The sequence below is a fragment of the Streptomyces sp. NPDC002564 genome (assembly GCF_042889645.1).
Taxonomy (GTDB): Bacteria; Actinomycetota; Actinomycetes; order Streptomycetales; family Streptomycetaceae; genus Streptomyces.
The window spans coordinates 33,580-50,643 of record NZ_JBIARE010000002.1 but is presented as its reverse complement, the minus strand read 5'-3'; the positions used below and the strand labels follow the sequence as shown (position 1 = coordinate 50,643).

13 protein-coding genes are annotated in these 17,064 nt (G+C 71.3%); 8 read left to right on the top strand and 5 right to left on the bottom strand.

Going from position 1 to position 17,064, the window contains the following annotated elements; genetic code table 11:
- Nucleotides 1–242: 242 nt before the first annotated feature.
- The 4 genes from ACFYXE_RS07020 to ACFYXE_RS07005 all read left to right on the top strand — a co-directional run bounded on the left by ACFYXE_RS07020 (nt 243) and on the right by ACFYXE_RS07005 (nt 6,145).
- Nucleotides 243–1,886 carry an ABC-F family ATP-binding cassette domain-containing protein gene (locus tag ACFYXE_RS07020; RefSeq protein ID WP_389309750.1) on the top strand — a complete coding sequence of 548 codons (1,644 nt, stop codon included), beginning with the start codon at nt 243–245 and terminating at the stop codon, nt 1,884–1,886.
- Nucleotides 1,887–1,896: 10 nt separating this feature from the next.
- Nucleotides 1,897–4,200: an ATP-binding cassette domain-containing protein gene (locus ACFYXE_RS07015; protein ID WP_389309747.1), complete on the top strand. Its 2,304-nt coding sequence runs from the start codon at nt 1,897–1,899 to the stop codon at nt 4,198–4,200.
- 38 nt (nt 4,201–4,238) lie between these two features.
- Complete coding sequence (ddaH, locus tag ACFYXE_RS07010) at nt 4,239–5,015, top strand: dimethylargininase (protein ID WP_389309744.1); 777 nt, start codon at nt 4,239–4,241, stop codon at nt 5,013–5,015.
- Nucleotides 5,016–5,173: 158 nt separating this feature from the next.
- The gene (locus tag ACFYXE_RS07005; RefSeq protein ID WP_389309741.1) at nt 5,174–6,145 is read left to right on the top strand and encodes an acyl-ACP desaturase; all 972 of its coding nucleotides are present in this window, start codon (nt 5,174–5,176) and stop codon (nt 6,143–6,145) included.
- A 238-nt stretch (nt 6,146–6,383) separates the two neighbouring features.
- Here ACFYXE_RS07005 and ACFYXE_RS07000 read toward each other — a convergent pair whose 3' ends face one another.
- Together ACFYXE_RS07000 and ACFYXE_RS06995 are read right to left on the bottom strand one after the other, a co-directional pair.
- Nucleotides 6,384–6,632, bottom strand: coding sequence for a WhiB family transcriptional regulator (locus ACFYXE_RS07000; RefSeq protein WP_389309738.1), 249 nt, complete (start codon nt 6,630–6,632; stop codon nt 6,384–6,386).
- 136 nt (nt 6,633–6,768) lie between these two features.
- Nucleotides 6,769–7,566, bottom strand: a complete 798-nt coding sequence (locus ACFYXE_RS06995) for a VOC family protein (RefSeq protein WP_389309735.1) — start codon at nt 7,564–7,566, stop codon at nt 6,769–6,771.
- Between the two features lie 291 nt (nt 7,567–7,857).
- Between ACFYXE_RS06995 and ACFYXE_RS06990 the strand changes: the two genes are divergently transcribed.
- A complete protein-coding gene (locus ACFYXE_RS06990) occupies nt 7,858–9,081 on the top strand; it encodes a glycoside hydrolase family 64 protein (RefSeq protein WP_389309732.1) in 1,224 nt (407 codons plus the stop codon).
- Here the strand turns inward: ACFYXE_RS06990 and ACFYXE_RS06985 are convergent.
- Nucleotides 9,059–9,505 (bottom strand): MarR family winged helix-turn-helix transcriptional regulator, encoded by a 447-nt coding sequence (locus tag ACFYXE_RS06985; protein WP_389309729.1) that lies wholly within the window; start codon nt 9,503–9,505, stop codon nt 9,059–9,061. The two genes, ACFYXE_RS06990 and ACFYXE_RS06985, sit on opposite strands and share 23 nt — an antisense overlap.
- A gap of 56 nt (nt 9,506–9,561) precedes the next feature.
- Here ACFYXE_RS06985 and ACFYXE_RS06980 point away from each other — a divergent pair, with 56 nt between their 5' ends.
- Nucleotides 9,562–10,098 (top strand): DUF6790 family protein, encoded by a 537-nt coding sequence (locus ACFYXE_RS06980; protein WP_389309726.1) that lies wholly within the window; start codon nt 9,562–9,564, stop codon nt 10,096–10,098.
- 175 nt (nt 10,099–10,273) lie between these two features.
- Here the strand turns inward: ACFYXE_RS06980 and ACFYXE_RS06975 are convergent, their stop codons facing one another.
- Nucleotides 10,274–11,305 carry a LacI family DNA-binding transcriptional regulator gene (locus ACFYXE_RS06975; RefSeq protein ID WP_389309724.1) on the bottom strand — a complete coding sequence of 344 codons (1,032 nt, stop codon included), beginning with the start codon at nt 11,303–11,305 and terminating at the stop codon, nt 10,274–10,276.
- A 258-nt stretch (nt 11,306–11,563) separates the two neighbouring features.
- On the opposite strand from ACFYXE_RS06975, the gene ACFYXE_RS06970 reads away from it, so the two are divergent.
- The gene (locus tag ACFYXE_RS06970; RefSeq protein ID WP_389309721.1) at nt 11,564–13,072 is read left to right on the top strand and encodes a hypothetical protein; all 1,509 of its coding nucleotides are present in this window, start codon (nt 11,564–11,566) and stop codon (nt 13,070–13,072) included.
- 131 nt (nt 13,073–13,203) lie between these two features.
- Here the strand turns inward: ACFYXE_RS06970 and ACFYXE_RS06965 are convergent, their stop codons facing one another.
- Entirely contained in the window at nt 13,204–14,295 is a 1,092-nt protein-coding gene (locus ACFYXE_RS06965; RefSeq protein WP_389311355.1) for a multicopper oxidase domain-containing protein, read from the bottom strand.
- A gap of 224 nt (nt 14,296–14,519) precedes the next feature.
- Here ACFYXE_RS06965 and ACFYXE_RS06960 point away from each other — a divergent pair, with 224 nt between their 5' ends.
- Nucleotides 14,520–17,045 (top strand): ThuA domain-containing protein, encoded by a 2,526-nt coding sequence (locus tag ACFYXE_RS06960; RefSeq protein WP_389309717.1) that lies wholly within the window; start codon nt 14,520–14,522, stop codon nt 17,043–17,045.
- Nucleotides 17,046–17,064 lie beyond the last annotated feature (19 nt).

Genomic DNA, 17,064 nt, shown 5'->3' with positions numbered 1-17,064 from the left:
ACGGGGGCCCTCCTACGGTGTACGAGGTTCTGTTGCCGTCGATAGGAGTAGGACGTTGCTCGTCTGAGGTCATGAGACACCGCGTCACGCAGCCCCGCTGCCGTGCACGCCGTTGTGCGACCTCGGCATACGAGCCGTCCCGTACCCCCGGCACAGGCCTTTTCTCTTTTCCGGCCCCCTTTTCGCCGCGGTGTCTCGAACGCGTTGCCCCCATGTCGGACCCACGCAACCGCGAGGCCTGTATGTCTCCTGTCCCCACCTCCATCAGCTGCACCTCACTCTCCTTCGCCTGGGCCGACGGCACCGCGGTCCTCGACGGCCTCCAGGCCGCCTTCGGGCCCGGCAGAACGGGGCTCATCGGCACCAACGGCTCCGGCAAGTCGACGCTCCTGAAGCTGATCGGCGGCGAGCTGACGCCCACCGAGGGCGTGGTGCGCGTCGCCGGCGAGGTCGGCCACCTGCCGCAGAACGCCACCCTCGACACCGGGCTGCGCGTCGACGAGGTGCTCGGCATCGCCGCGACCCGCGCCGCGCTGCACGCCATCGAGGGCGGCGACGCGCGCGAGGAGCACTTCACCGCGGTCGGCGACGACTGGGACGTCGAGGAGCGCGCCCGCGCCACCCTCGACCAGCTCGGGCTCGGCCACATCGGCCTCGACCGCACCACCGGCGAGGTCTCCGGCGGCGAGTCGGTGCTGCTGCGCCTGGCCGCGCTGCTGCTGCGCCGCCCGGACGTGCTGCTGCTCGACGAACCGACCAACAACCTCGACCTGTACGCCCGCCGGCGCCTGTACGACGCCGTCGAGGCGTGGTCCGGTGTGCTCGTCGTAGTCAGCCACGACCGTGAGCTCCTCGACCTGGTCGACCAGATCGCCGATCTGCGGGACGGCGAGATCAACTGGTACGGCGGGAACTTCAGCGCGTACGAGGAAGCCCTCGCCGTCGAGCAGGAGGCGGCGGAGCGCATGGTGCGCGTCGCCGAGACCGATCTGCGCAAGCAGAAGCGCGATCTGGCCGACGCCCAGGTCAAGTTGGCCCGCCGCAAACGGTACGGCCAGAAGATCCAGGACAGCAGGAGCCAGCCCAAGATCCTCATCGGCGCGCGCAAGCGGGCCGCGCAGGAGTCGGCGGGCAAGCACCGCATCCTGCACGAGGAACGGCTCACCGAGGCCAAGGAGCGCCTGGACGAGGCCGCCGACGCGGTGCGGGACGACGACGAGATCCGCGTCGACCTGCCGCACACCCTGGTCCACCCGGGCCGCACCGTGCTCACCCTGAGCCGGCTCGTGCCGGTCCACGGCGCGCGCGTGGAGGGCGAGTTCGAGCTGCGCGGGCCCGAGCGGATCGCGCTGATCGGGCGCAACGGCGCGGGCAAGTCCACGCTGCTGCGCACGATCGCCGGGGAGCTCGCACCCGTCTCCGGCGAGGCGGTGACCCACGTGCCGACGCGGTTCCTGCCGCAGCGCCTGGACGTGCTGGACGGCGGGCTGACCGTCGCCGAGAACGTGGCGGCGTACGCCCCCGGCGCGACGAACAACCGGATCAGGGCGCGGCTGGCCCGCTTCCTGTTCAAGGGCGCCAAGGCCGACCAGCGGGCGGCGACCCTGTCGGGCGGCGAGCGGTTCCGGGCGACGCTCGCGGCGCTGCTGCTCGCGGAACCCGCGCCGCAGCTGCTCATGCTCGACGAGCCGACGAACAACCTGGACATGGCGAGCGTGCGGCAGCTGTCGGCGGCCCTGGAGTCCTATGAGGGCGCGCTGATCGTGGCCAGCCACGACCTGCCGTTCCTGGAGTCCATCGGCATCACGCGGTGGCTGCTCCTGGACGGAGAACTGAAGGAGATCACCCAGGAAAAGAAGACAGAGGCTGTCGGGTATTCCGCCTAGCTTCGACAGCATGCACCAGGACACGCACCAGCACATCACCATCGACGGAGCCCGGGAGAACAACCTCCGTGCGGTGAACCTGCGCATCCCGAAGAGCAGGCTCACGGTCTTCACGGGGGTTTCCGGGTCCGGGAAGTCGTCGGTCGTCTTCGACACGATCGCGGTGGAGTCGCAGCGCCAGCTGAACGAGACGTTCACCTGGTTCGTGCGCAACCGGCTGCCCAAGTACGAGCGGCCGCAGGCGGACGCGATCGAGGACCTCTCCCCCGCGATCGTCGTCGACCAGAAGCCGGTCGGCGGCCACTCCCGCTCCACCGTGGGCACGATGACCGACATCTACTCCGTGATCCGCGTGCTCTTCTCGCGGCACGGCACGCCGAGCGCGGGCCCGGCGGCGGCGTACTCGTTCAACGACCCGTCGGGCATGTGCCCCGAGTGCGACGGCCTCGGCCACACCGTGCGCCCCGACTACGACCGCATCATCGACCCGGCCAGGTCCCTGGCGGACGGCGCGATCCTCTTCCCGCCGTTCGCCGCCGGGACCTGGCAGGGCCAGACGTACACGAACACCACCGACCTGGACACGCACAAGCCGGTCGGCGCGTTCACCGCCGCCGAGCGGCAGTTCCTGCTGCGCGGCGGCGAGCGGCCCAGCAAGGTCAGCGTCGACAACACGGGCGGTGCCCGCGCCATCGACTACGAGGGGCTCGCCGACCGCTTCGAGCGGCTCTACCTCAACCGCGACCTGTCGGCGCTCTCCCAGAAGACCCGCGACCTGGTGCAGGGCTTCCTCGACGAGGACACCTGCCCGGTCTGCGACGGCGCCCGGCTCAACGCGGCGGCGCTCGCCACCCGCGTCGACGGCCTGGGCATCGCGGACTGCACCCGCATGGAAGTCACCGATCTCATCCGGGAGTTGTCCCGCATCGACGACGCGGTGGCGGGTCCGGTCGCCGGAGCCGCGGTGGCGGCCCTCGAACGGATCGAGGCGATCGGCCTCGGCTACCTGAGTCTGGACCGCGCGACGTCCACGCTCTCCGGCGGCGAGGGCCAGCGGCTGAAGATGGTGCGCCACCTCGGCTCCAGCCTCACCGGCATGACGTACATCTTCGACGAGCCGAGCGTCGGGCTGCACCCGCGCGACGTGGGGCGCCTCGGCGACCTCCTGCTGCGCCTGCGCGACAAGGGCAACACCGTGCTCGTCGTCGAGCACGACCCGGACGTCATCGCGATCGCCGACCACGTCGTCGACATGGGCCCGGCGGCCGGCACCGACGGCGGTCTGGTCGTCTTCGAGGGCACCCCCGACGCGCTGCGCCGGGCCGACACCCTCACCGGCCGTCACCTGCGCCGCGCCACGGGCGTCAAGGAGCGACCGCGCACGGCCACCGGCGGCCACTGGATCAAGGACGCCGACCTGCACAACCTCAAGAACGTGAGCGTGCGCGTCCCCACCGGCGTGCTGACGGCGGTCACCGGGGTCGCGGGCTCCGGCAAGAGCACGCTGGTGTCGGAGGCGTTCACCGCGGCACACCCGGACACGGTGGTCGTCGACCAGTCGTCCATCGGCATCTCGGGCCGCTCCACCCCGGCGACGTACCTCGGGATCATGGACACCGTGCGCAAGCTGTTCGCCCGGGAGACCGGCGCGAAGGCGAGCCTGTTCAGCTTCAACTCCCACGGCGCGTGCGAGCGCTGCCAGGGGCGTGGGGTCATCTTCAGCGACCTCGCGTTCATGGATCCGGTGACCACGACGTGCGAGCAGTGCGCGGGGCGGCGGTTCAAGGAGGACGTGCTGCGGCTGACCGTGGACGGCCGGACCGTGGTGGACGTGCTGGAGATGACGGCCGAGGAGGCCCTCGGCTTCTTCGAGCGCTTCGACGACCCGGCGGTACGCCGCCGCCTGCACGCCCTGCGGGACGTGGGCCTGACCTACCTCACGCTCGGCCAGCCGCTGAGCACCTTGTCCGGCGGCGAGCGCCAACGCATCAAGCTGGCCACGCAGTTGCACCGCACCGGCACGACCTACGTGCTCGACGAGCCGACCACCGGGCTGCACATGGCGGACGTCGACGGACTGCTCGCGCTGCTCGACCGGCTGGTCGACGCGGGCAACACCGTGCTCGTCGTCGAGCACAACCTCGACGTCGTCAAGCACGCGGACTGGGTGATCGACCTCGGACCCGACGCCGGCAAGCACGGCGGGCGGATCGTCTTCGAGGGAACACCCGCGCAACTCCTCTCGGCCGAGGGGTCGTTCACCGCCGAGCACCTCCGAGGCGCTCTGGGCCGGGGACGGCCGCGCGCTGCATGATGAGCGGCACTGCCCCGCCCACGTGAGGAGAGCCGGCCGTGCCCAGCCAGAAGGCCCTGATCCGCCGTCCGAGCCCGCGCCTGGCCGAGGGCCTGGTGACCCACCTGGAACGCACACCGGTCGACACGGGGCTCGCGCTGCGGCAGTGGGAGGCGTACGCGGCCACGCTGAACCGGCACGGCTGGGAGACCTTCGAGGCGGCGCCGGCCGACGACTGCCCGGACTCGGTGTTCGTCGAGGACGCGGTGGTCGTCTTCCGCAACGTGGCCCTGATCGCCCGGCCGGGCGCCGAGTCCCGGCGCGGCGAGACGGCGGGCGCCGAGGAGGCGGTGGCCCGGCTCGGCTGCTCGGTCAACTGGGTGTGGGAGCCCGGCACCCTCGAAGGGGGTGACGTCCTCAAGGTCGGCGACACGCTCTACGTGGGGCGCGGCGGCCGGACGAACGCGGAGGGGGTGCGCCAGCTGCGGGCCGTCTTCGAGCCGCTGGGGGCGCGGGTCGTCGCCGTACCGGTCGCCTCGGTCCTCCATCTGAAGTCCGCGGTGACGGCGCTGCCCGACGGGACCGTCCTCGGGTACGAGCCGCTGGTCGACAGCGCGTCCCTCTTCCCCCGCTTCCTGCCCGTGCCGGAGGAGACGGGGGCGCACGTGGTGCTGCTCGGCGGGTCGCGGCTGCTGATGGCGGCGAGCGCACCGAAGAGCGCGGACCTCCTCGCCGACCTCGGATTCGACCCGGTTCTGGTGGATATCAGCGAGTTCGAGAAACTCGAGGGCTGTGTGACGTGCCTCTCAGTCCGGCTCCGCGAACTGTACGCCTGACCTGCGATGAGGCCACAGTCGCCGGTCGAGACGGGTGGGACCTTGGTCCTCGGGCTCTTTACGGTGGGTTTAACCTACGGCAACGTAACCTACGACACCGTAGGTAGTGCACCGCTCGCACTGCTCGTAAGTACTCCCGTCCCCCTTCTGGAGCCCCCGTGACGATCACCTCTCCCCACCTCGGCAGCGCGGACAGCTGGACCGACGCCCGGCTGCTCTACGCGCTGGAGGAAGTGGTCGAGCAGGAACTCAATCGCCACCTCAAGGTGGCCAAGGACTGGATGCCCCACGAGTACGTCCCGTTCTCGGACGCGCGCAACTTCCCCGGCCTCTTCGAGGACGGCGAGGCGTGGGAGAAGGGCCAGTCCCCGGTCACCGACATCGGGCGGATCGCCCTCGTGGTGAACCTGCTCACCGAGGACAACCTGCCCAGCTACCACCACGAGATCGCCTCCCTCTTCGGCCGCGACGGCGCCTGGGGCACCTGGGTGCACCGCTGGACCGCCGAGGAGGGCCGCCACGGCATCGTGATGCGCGACTACCTCCTGGCCTCCCGCGCCGTCGACCCGGACGAGCTGGAGCGCTTCCGGATGGCCCACATGAGCGAGGGCTTCGAGTCGGACAACCGCCACTCGATGCTGCACTCGGTCGCGTACGTGGCCTTCCAGGAGCTCGCGACCCGGATCTCGCACCGCAACACCGGCCACCAGTCCGGCGACCCGGTCTGCGACCGGATGCTGGCGCGCATCGCCACCGACGAGAACCTCCACATGGTCTTCTACCGGAACCTCCTGAAGGCCGCCTTCGAGATCGCGCCCGACCTCACCATGCAGTCCGTGCGGGACGTCGTCGTCGACTTCCGCATGCCCGGCCACGGCATGCCCGGCTTCGAGCGGGCCGCCGCGCAGATGGCCATCGGCGAGGTCTACAACCTGCGGATCCACCACGACGACGTGCTGCAGCCCGTGCTGCGCTTCCTGAAGGTCCTGGAGATCGACGGGCTCGGCCCCGAGGGCCGCAAGGCGCAGGAGGAGCTCGGCTTCTTCATGGGCGGCCTCGACGCGGAGGCGTCCAAGTTCGACGAGCGGCTCGCCGCCCGCAAGGCGCGGATGGCGGCGCGCGGCGCCTGACCCGCGGGAACCGAAGGCGCGCCCGGGAGGGGTCCCGGGCGCGTTCTCATGTCCCGCGGCAGGCCGTCGCCACTGTCCCGCGGCAGGCCCTCGCCACCGCGCCGTCGACCAGGTCGCGGAGCTGGGCGCGGCCGGTCACGCCGCGCCCTGACAGGTCGTGGGCCCGCGCGTACGCCCGGAAGCCCGCGGGCTCCTGTCGGGCATCGTCCTAGATGCCGAGGAGCCCGCGGGCCGGGACTCAGGCTCGGGATGCGCGTCTGAGCGCGTACCGCTCCTTCTCGGAGAGGCCGCCCCAGACGCCGAATCGCTCGTCGTTGTTCAGCGCGTACTCCAGGCAAGCCGGGCGCATCTCACACATCCGGCAGATGTCCTTCGCCTCACGCACCGAGCTGCCGGGCTCGGGGAAGAAGAAGTCGGCTCCCGTCTGGGCGCACAGCGCCTGCTCCTGCCAGGCCAGTCCGGGCTCGGCTGTCATGTCGATCTGCATGCCGCCGATGCTGTCGCACCGCGCGAAACAAGCGATCAACGAACGATCAACGCCCGTATATCCGGCCGCCGGAGCTCCGCACGGCCGGCCTGCCCCGCAGAGGGCTGCCCACCGGGCGCCCGCGCGAAACCGCCGGTCACGGCGCGCCCTGCTCGCCGGGAGGCGACGGCTCAAGCAGCGCGAAGCGCGCGCCCGCCGGATCGGCGAGCTTGGCGAAGCGGCCGACACCCGCCATCGAGAGGGGCTCCATCCGCACCGTGCCGCCCCCTTCCCGGGCCCTGGCGACCGCCGCGTCGCAGTCGTCCACCTGGAAGTACGGCAGCCAGTACGCCTCCGTCTCCGAGGGGTCGCTGTCCAGGGGCACCACGCCGCCGAACATGTCGTCCGGTGTGCCGTCCGCGGGGTGCACCATCGTGTACGTGCCGCCGGGGAAGGACGTCTCGGTGGCCTGCCAGCCGAACACGGAGCCGTAGAACCCCAGGGCCGCGGAGACGTCCGGGGTGTACAGCTCGGTCCAGACCAGGCCGCCCGGTTCGTTCAGGACATCGAGGCCCTTGAGCTGCCCCTGCTGCCACACGGCGAACGGGACGCCCGCGGAGTCGGCGAGGCCCGCCATGCGGCCGAGGTCGAGGACGTCCACGGCCTCGAAGAGGCTGCTGCCGCCGGCCTGCTCCACGGCCTTCACCGTGGCGTCCGCCTCCGGCGTGCGGAAATAGAGGGTCCAGGAGGGCAGCGCCTCGTCCGCCGGGATCGCCATCGCGCCCGCCGCGGTCCTGCCGGAGATTCCGTACTGGCCGTAGCCACCCACGTCCGCGCCGCCCTGCCGGAGGTCCCAGCCGAACAGGTCGCGGTAGAAGCCGCTGACAGCGGCGAGGTCCGGGGCGCACATGTCCACCCAGACCGGTGCCCCCGTCACGAAACGAGCATTGAGCATGATCGACTCCTTTGTCGCATCTTGCTTCTCTCCTTCCGAGTCTGGCACTGGGCACTGACAACGGCGGCCCCGTCGGCCCGGGCGGCCACCTGCCGCCCTCCCGCGCCCTCCCCCGCACTCCCGGCTTCGTCCGTGACGGCCTCGTCCGGAACGGCCTCATCTCGCCATTTCGTGAAGGGAGAAGTTTTTTGAGAGCGCTCTCAGTCACAACTCTTGACGCCGCATTCGCCCGTCGGGACAGTGGTGCACCACCCCCCACCACCCCCCACAGCCTTGTGCAGGAGACCTTCCGTGATATCGCGTCGAACGTTCCTGACCTCCACCGCCGTCGCCGCGGGCGCCCTCAGCTATCCCGTCTGGGGCAGCGCGCTGAGCCCCGGCGCCCAGGCCGCGCCCACGACCTGCGAGCTGGCCCTGGTGAACAAGTCGCTTCCCGGCCAGGTGCGCGCCTACGTCACCGGGCACGAGCAGGGCACCGGCCGCTGGGTGCTGCTCAAGCCGGACGGCGGCGTCTACCGCCCCGACTCGCCCTCCGCGCCCCAGACCCCGCTGCCCGTCGACTGCGCCATCCCGCTCGGCGCCGCGGGTTCGGCCCCCAAGGTGCTGACGCTCCCCCAGATGTACGGCGCGCGCGTCTACTTCGTCCGCGACGACAAGCTGGACTTCTTCCTCAACCCGGGCCCCGCCCTGGTCGAGCCCGCCTTCGCCACTCCCGCCGACCCCAACTACGGGCGTACGTGGTCGTTCTGCGAGTTCACCTTCAACCCCCAGCAGCTCTACGCCAACATCAGCTACGTCGACCTCGTCACCGCGCTGCCCATCGGCCTGACCCTGGAGGGCGACGGCAGGCACACCGTCGCCCCGCTGCCGGACGGCGCCGTCGGCAGGATCGCCGCCGGCCTCGCGGCGCAGACCGCGAAGGACGGCCAGCCGTGGGACAAGCTGGTGATCCGCGGCAACGGCGGCGTGCTGCGGGTGATCTCGCCGCAGAACCTCATGGCCCCGTACTTCGACCGGCCCGACCAGATGCCGTTCCGCGACCTCTGGACCGGCTACATCGACCAGGTGTGGGACAAGTACCGCGGCACGGACCTCAAGATCGACCTCCAGGGCGGCCGGGGCGTCTTCACCGGTCGCGTCAGCGGTGACGTCCTGACGTTCAACGGCGGGCACTCCTTCACCAAGCCCACCTCGAAGGACGTCTTCACCTGCAACCACGGCCCGTTCGCCAACAACCCGAATGACCCGGACGACAAGAAGGGCCTGCTCGCCCGGCTCGCCGCGGGCTTCAACCGGAGCATCATGCTCACCCACCCCTCGCAGCCCAACGGCACGACCACGGCCGACTACTACAAGGGCGCGGTCACCAACCACTGGTCCCGGGTGGTGCACGCCAACTCCCCCATCGGGTACGCCTTCCCGTACGACGACGTGCGCCCCGACGGGCAGCCGGACGTGTCGGGCGCCGCACACGACGGCAACCCGCGACGGTTCACGGTGAGCGTGGGGTCCTAGGCCCTTCGGCGGGTGTCAGCAGGGCGGCGAGCCGGAGGGTGTCCGCCAGGTAGCGCTCGTAGGGGAAGCCGGCCGCCAGGAGGGCCGCGCGGAGCTCTTCCTCCAAGGGCTTCCCCTCGGCGAGGAAGGTGGCCTGCCCCATCGGCGTCAGGGACACCAGGCGCCGGCGCCGGTGGGCGGGGTCGACGCTGATCGTCACGTGTCCCTCCGCCTCCAGCGGGCGCAGCGCGCGGCTGATGGCCGGGTCGGACAGGCCCAGCGCCTCGGCGAGCTGGTGCTGGGTGGCGGGCTGGATCTCCTCAAGGGTGCCGAGCAGGCGCAACTGGCTCGGGGAGAGGCGCTGCTCGGGGCCGGAGCGGCGCCGGGCCGCCTCCCCCATCAGCATGACCACGCGGTACAGAAGCTCTGCCAGTCCTTCGTCCATGAGCTCACCCTATCGGATACTTGCGAGGTTAATATTAACCATGCAACACTCGATGCATGGACACTCTCCCGTATGCGGTTCAGACCACGTTCCCGCTCCTGTTCATGCTGGTGCCCGCCCTCGGGGCGCACCTGAGCTGCCGACGCCACCCCGACCGGCCCGCGGCGGAGATCTGGCAGCGCTGGTGGTCCGTCGGCGCCCTCGGCATCGGCAGTCTGTGGATCACGCTCTCGTTCCTGGCGTTCCCGGACGGGATGGCCGACGCCATCGGCTTCGCCCACTCGCCGTTCCAGTTCGAGATCGCCTTCGCCAACCTCGGCTTCGCCCTGCTGGGCTTCCGCGGCGCGTCCGCATCACCCCGTGAACGCCTCACGAGCGGGCTCGCTGCCGCCGCCTTCCTGTGGGGAGCGACGATCGGGCACGTCCACCAGTGGGTCGCCCACGGCGACCACGCCGCCGGAAACACGGGCGGCATCCTGGCCAACGACGTCCTCATCCCCGCCGTGATGATCGCCCTGGCGGCACGCGACCTCCGCCGCGCGCGCTCCGACCGCGGCCCCGCCGTCGCAGCGGCCGCCCCGGCTCTGCGGTGACCACCGCCACGTGAGCGGCGACGGCCCGCGCCGGCCACCGACCGGGCCGCACCGCACGCCACTTCGAGCCCCGCGCCCGCGGACAGCTCCGCTTCTGTCCTCCGGCATATCCCGCCACCGATCGCTGATACGGAACCTCGCGTCCGTGGCACACGTCCCGCAGGGTCCAGACCTGTTACGCCGACGCCCTGCGCACCAAGGACGTCGGCAGGACCACACCGGCCGGCTCCGCGGCGGGATCCGCCCCCGCCCGGTCGCGCACGAGCATCCTGGCCATCAACCGGCCCATCTCCTCGATGTCCTGACGGACCGTCGTCAGCGGCGGATCGGTCTGCTCGGCGACCGGCAGCATGTCGTCGAACCCGACCACCGCCACGTCCTCCGGCACCCTCCTGCCGTGCTCGCGCAGCACCCGGAGGGCGCCGGACGCCGTGAGGTCGTTGGCGGCGAAGACACCGTCCACCTCCGGGCAGCGACGCAGCAGCTCGCGCATCGCCCGCTCCCCGCCCGCCGGGGTGAAGTCGCCCTCGGCGACCAGCGACGGATCCACCTCGCCCAGCACGTCACGGAAGCCGTCCAGCCGGTCCACCGCGGAGGTCTGGTCGAGGGCGCCGGTGATGTGCGCGACGCGGCGGCGGCCGAGTCCCACCAGGTGGCGCACGGCCTCGCGCGCACCGCCCCGGTTGTCGCAGTCGACGTACGCCGCGCCCGGCCCGTCCGGGCCCAACTGCGGCCAGCCGGGCCGCCCGCCGAACACGGTCGGCACCCCCGCGCGCCGGATGATGCCGGGCAGCGGGTCGTCCAGGTGCAGCGAGAAGACGAGCGCGCCGTCCACATGACCGCCCGCGAGATAGCGGCCGACCCGCTCGTGGTCGTCCCGCCCCTCGGTGAGCAGCAGGACGAGCTGAATGTCGTGCGCCGTCAGTTCCTTGCTGATGCCGCGCAGTTGGAGGGCGAAGAACGGGTCGGCGAAGACCCTGTTCTCCGGCTCGGCGATCACCACGGCGACCGCGTCGTGGCGCCGGGTGACCAGGCTGCGGGCGGCGCGGTTGGGCACGTAGCCGAGCTCGTCGACCGCGATCCGCACCTTCTCCGCGAGCACTTCCCGTACCCCAGGGTCGCCGTTGACGACACGGGACACGGTGGCTCTGGAGACCCCGGCGCGGGCGGCCACGGCCTCCAGGGTGGGGCGCGGTTCCTCGGTCACCTTCGGTCACTCCTCCCTGACGGTGTCAGGAGGCATCTTCCCGTATCGGCCACGGAGCCCTCCCGGCGAGGGGCCTCGCGGGGGCGGCCGAGGGGCCCGTCGCGGGGCGTGCGGTGCCTTCCGTCGCATGCCTCGGTCGTATCCGGACCGCCCCGTCGTCCGCCCGCAGGGCGGGCCCGCCGCGACCGGCGCGCGCCCCGGGCCTGTTGGGCATCGCGGGGCGGACGGGGGTGTATGGACACGGCCTAGGCTGCCTCCATGTTCACGAAGGTCACGAACTCCATGTTCACGAAGCGGAGAGAGCGCAAGCAGGCCGAGCTGCACGAGGAGTTGGCAGCCGCCCTGCGGTCCCCCGACGCGGCGGTCCGCGCCGCGGCGGCGACGCGGGCGGCGGAGGCGGCCGGCCTGGAGTGGGCGCTGCGCGAGCTGGCGTCGGCCGTGGCGCGCGAACCGTGGACGGACGACTTCGACGAGGGCGTGGTGGACGGCTTCGCCATCGCGCTGCGCCGCGACGCAAAGGTCCGCGGGCGCGCGGAACGGCTCGTCGCGCGGCACCTGGACGACCCGGAGGGCTTCGTGCGGGCGTGGGCCGCCTTCGTGGCCGGGCTCGGCGGCCCGCCCGGCCCGCAGGAGGTCGGCGAGGACCTTCAGGACGACATGCGGGCCCGCCTGACGTCCCTGCGGGCGCACGGCTGGACCGCCGAGGGCCTCGACGGTCTCGGGCCGCCGGGGTTCTTCGCCCGCGACCTGGCGTTCGACCTCGCGGTGGTGCTGGCCTCGCTCGTACTGCTCCGGAACCGGCAGCTGCCGCCGGCGGAGGCCGAGCGGGTACGGGCGGAGACGCGCGAGGTACTGGAACGGGCGCTGGCCTTCCCGCCCGACAGCGACGACCGCCTCGACCTGATCGCGCCGCTGGCCGAGATACCCGACGTGGAGGCGTGGACGGACCGGGCCCTGCGCGGCATCCAGCTCGACGAGACACTGGCGCTCTGCACGAGCGACGACGACGCCCGGGCGGCACTGGGCGTCGAGGCACTGCACCATCAGTGCCTGTGCGACGACATCCTGCGGCGCCGAGGCATCATCGAGGCCCTCGACCATCTGGTGGCACGCGAGCGGGAGCCCATGGTCCTGCAGCAGATCCTCGACTGCTACGGCAGGCTGCACGTCCTCTCGCCCCTGGAGACGCGGCCGGTGGAGCTGTTCCGCACCGCGCTGGGCCACGCCGACGCCGACGTCCGCAAGTGCGCCGCGTCGGGCATGGGCCTGCTGGCCCGCGGCACTCCCGACGAGATCCGCGCCGTCGACACCCTCGTCGGGATCCTCGACCACGACGTGGACGAAGAGGTCCGCGGGTTCGCCGCCCAGAGACTCGCAGGGATGGCCCGCGACGAGGAGGAGCGCGGCACCCGGACCATCGCCGATGCCATGGCGCGCCACGCCGGCTCGGCCTCGCCCCTGATCCGGGCCGCGACGCTCCAGCACGCGCTGGAGGACGGCGCGCCGGACGCGTACGACCGGCTGCTCGTCGAGTTCGACTCCCCCGACGTGCCCTGGCCGTTCCTGGCGGCCTGCCAACTGGTCCTGATCGATGACGACTTCAGCATCCCCGACGACATCCGACCGCGCCTCGTGGAGCGTCTGGAGCGGCTGCGGGCGTCCGGCTGGGCGGAGCGGGACGTGGAGCCGCGCGGCTACCCCGACCCGGACGACCGTGCCGAGATGCTCGCCGAACTTTTGGAGCAGGTAGGCGCGGTACGGGGCTGAGCCGGGCGCCGCGCGGCAACTCCCCGTGCGGCCGCCGGGGGTGATCCCGGCGGCCGCACGGGTCCGCCCAGGGCGTGTTGCGACAGTGACGTCGTGCGCCCGCCGGGCAGACGGGACTTTCGCAACACGCCCTAGTGGTGGTCGTGCCCCTCGGCCGCGTCCTCATTCTCGGGCTTCTCGGGCTTCTCGGGCTTCTCGGGCGACGCACCCGCGTCGCCGTCCTTGGGGGCCGACTTCTTGGAACCGCCGCTCTTTTTCGCCGACGCGCCATGGTGCGGCTCGTAGTCCGGGATCGTGCCGTCCGCCTTCTTCACCAGGAAGAGCCCGGCCATGCCCATGTCGGAGTGGCTCTGCACATGGCAGTGGTACATCCAGGCACCGGCTCCCACGCCCTCACCCGCGATGACCTGGAAGCCGAACGAGTCGCCAGGTCCGGTGATCTTGTCGTCGAGGATCTGGCTCGGGTCGTCGGGGCCGGTCAGCAGGCCGGTGCGGTTGTCCGCCCAGCGGTGACCGTGCACGTGGAACGTGTGGTAGTACTCGCCGTGCGTGATCGACACGAACTCCACCCGGTCGCCGACGGTCGCCTCGAAGGCCGGACTGTCGTGGCCCGCCTTGTTGTTGATGGTCATGTCGTTGAAGACGACGGTGAAGGTCTTGTCCGGCAGCAGGTCGCCCTTGCGCCGCACGATGAGCGCCCCGTAGAGCCCCTTGCGCACGCCGCCGGTGCCGTGGTCGGTGCCGACCACGTGGTCGTGGTAGTGCCAGTAGCCCGCGGTGCCGGGGCGCCAGGTGCCGTCCTTGCGGCGGCCGGGGGCGTGCGTGCGCCAGGTGTAGGTGCGCTTGCCGCCCGGCTCGACGTGGCTCTTGGTGTGCCGGGTGCCGTCGCTGGAGATCTCGTAGTCCATGCCGTGGACGTGCAGACTGGCGTCCACGTCCATGGTGTTCTCGAACTCGATGTGCAGGGTGTCGCCCTCGTTGAGCTCGATGAGCGGACCCGGGATCGAGGCCTTGCCCTTCTCCAGGCCGTAGCCCATCTGCCCGTCCGGGAGCTTCTCCGCGTACATCTTGATGCGCTTGACCTCGCCGCCCGCGGGCGCGGTCCTCGGCGGCGCCTCGGCCGTGCTCGCGTCGGGCGCGCCGGCGACCGACAACGATGTCACCCCGGCGGCCGCGGCCGCGCCGCCCACGAGCATCCGCCGGTTGAAGCTGCGTCTGTCCAGATTCCGTCGGTTCGGCCGGTCCATGACGAACTCCCCACTGCGGTACGGAGACTGACGGGGCGCAGGATGCCCCGGGGACGGCCACACGGTATCGGCCGGATCTTTGTTTATCCACACGCAGGACAAAGTTGGTGCTATCGCGGTGATACCTATTGGCGAGTTGCGAAAAGAGGTCTAGCTTCGTCGGCGCCTGTTGCTGTGACCGACGAGGGGTGGGTGTACTCATGCGGCGCACACCGCATCAAAGGCCCTTGGCTGTACGAGGGTTGACCAGAACACGACGCAGACCGATCCGTTCCCGCCGGGCCTGGGCGGCCGCCCTGCTGTCCGGGGCGCTGGTCACCGGCGCGCTCTCGGCGCAGGCCGCCTCCGCGCGGCCGTACCCGGAACCGCCGTTGACAACGATGTCGCTGCCCTCGCCGCCGGGCGGGGCCAAGGTGAAGGTGCTGGTGTTCCACGGCTCGGCGGCGGGCGGCGACGAGTCGCCGGTCGTCGACGCGGGCATCGCGGCGATCGAGAAGATCGGCCAGTCGGGCCCGGCCGCCCAGCGGTTCACCATCGAGGCGACGGACGACGCGGGCGTCTTCACCGACGAGAAGAAGCTCGGCAAGTTCAACGCCGTGGCGTTCCTGACCGGCGGCGGCGACGTCCTCGACGCCGAGCAGGAGGCGGGTCTGGAGGCCTACATGGAGGCCGGCGGCGGCTTCCTGGGCATCCACGACGCGGCCCGCGCCGAGCCGTACTCGACGTGGTTCACCGGCCTGATCGGCGCCCGGCCCGCCGACGCGAGCCCGACGAACGTGCAGCGGGCGACCGTCGAGGTCGGTGACCGCGAGCATCCGGCCACCAAGGACCTGCCGCTCCAGTGGAAGCGCCCCGACCGGTGGCTGAACTGGACGAAGAACCCCTCGGGCGACGTCCACACGGTCGCCCGCGTCCGCGAGTCGACGTACCAGCCGGGCGAGGGCAAGAACGGCTGGGACCACCCGGTGTCGTGGTGCCGCGACTACGACGGCGGCCGGTCCTTCTACACCGGCATGGGCGGCACCGCGGACTCGTACGACGAAGTGGACTTCCGCAGTCATCTGCGGGGCGCCCTGCTGTGGACCACCCGCATCGCGCGGGCCGACTGCAAGGCGACGATCACCGCCAACTACAAGGCGGAGCGCCTGACCCGGCCCAACCAGCCGGGCCAGAACGACCAGATCGGCGAGCCGCACGGCATGGTCACGGCGCCCGACGGGCGGGTGTTCTACATCGGCCGCGGCGGCGCCGACTCCTCGCAGCCGGTCGTCACCGACTGGAACAACCCCGATGTCGGCAAGGGCAAGGGCGAGATCCACGTCTACGACCCCAGGACCGGGAAGACGACCCTCGCGGGCGCCCTGACGGTCTTCGGGAACAAGGGCGGCGGCGACGAACTCATCAAGGTCGAGGAGGGCCTGCTCGGCATCGAGCTGGACCCGAAGTTCGCGCAGAACGGGTGGGTGTATCTGCACTACACCCCGCACGCGAAGATCAACCGCGAGACGCACATGGCCGAGCGGTACGTCTCCCGCTTCACCCTCGACCAGGCGACCGGCAAGCTGGACCTGGGCAGCGAGAAGGTGCTCCTGAAGTGGCCGGTGCAGATCCACAGCTGCTGCCACGCGGGCGGCGGGATGGCCTGGGACTCCAAGGACAACCTGTACATCGCGACCGGTGACAACAACTCCTCGCAGTTCAGCGACGGTTACTCGGGCAACAACCCGCAGCCGAACTTCAAGGGCGTCTCCTTCGCCGACGCGCGCCGCACGGCGGGCAACACCAACAACCTCAACGGCAAGATCCTGCGCATCCACCCCGAGGCCGACGGGACGTACACGCTCCCGCAGGGCAACCTCTTCACCGGCAAGGAGCAGGACGAGGGCGGCGGCAAGACGCGCGGCGAGATCTACGTGATGGGCGTGCGCAACCCGGCGCGCATCTCGATCGACAAGAAGACCGACACCCTGTACGCCGGGTGGGTCGGACCGGACGCGGGCGCGCCCTCGACGACGTGGGGCCCGGCCAAGTACGACACGTTCGCCGCGATCACGCACGCCTCCAACCGCGGCTGGCCGTACTGCATGGGCAACAACCAGCCCTACCGCGACCGCAATCTGCCGGACCCGACGAAGCCGCTGGGCTGGTACGACTGCAAGAACCTCAAGAACGAGTCGCCCAACAACGACGGCCTGGTGAACATCCCGCCGGCCGAGCCCAACAACATCTGGTACTCGCCGCAGGGCGGCGGCGTGGACTACCCGCGCGACGCCAAGGGCGTGCCGAGCTACAAGACCGAGGAGCAGAAGACGCTCCTGCCGTGGCTGAAGGGCGGCGGCCAGGCCACCATGAACGGCCCGGTGTACCGCTTCGACGCGGCGAGCACGAGTGCCGACAAGTGGCCCGCGTACTGGGACGGCAAGTGGTTCGTCGGCGACTTCTACGACTCCGACCAGCCGCGGCACGCGGTGGTCACCGATCCGAAGACGGTGGGCAGCGGCGGACTCCCGGTGCACGCCGAGTCGTTGAAGAAGATCATCCCGATCGGGAACGACGGCATCAAGAACCTCATGGACTGGAAGTTCGCGCCGGACGGTTCGCTGTACGTCCTCGACTACGGCCGCGGCTTCTTCACCTCGGACTCCAAGTCGGCGCTGTGGCGCGTGACGTACAAGGGCGGCGCGGCGACCCCGGCCGCCGCGGACCTCGCGAGGAAGGCGGGATGATGCGCACATCCGGGACCGC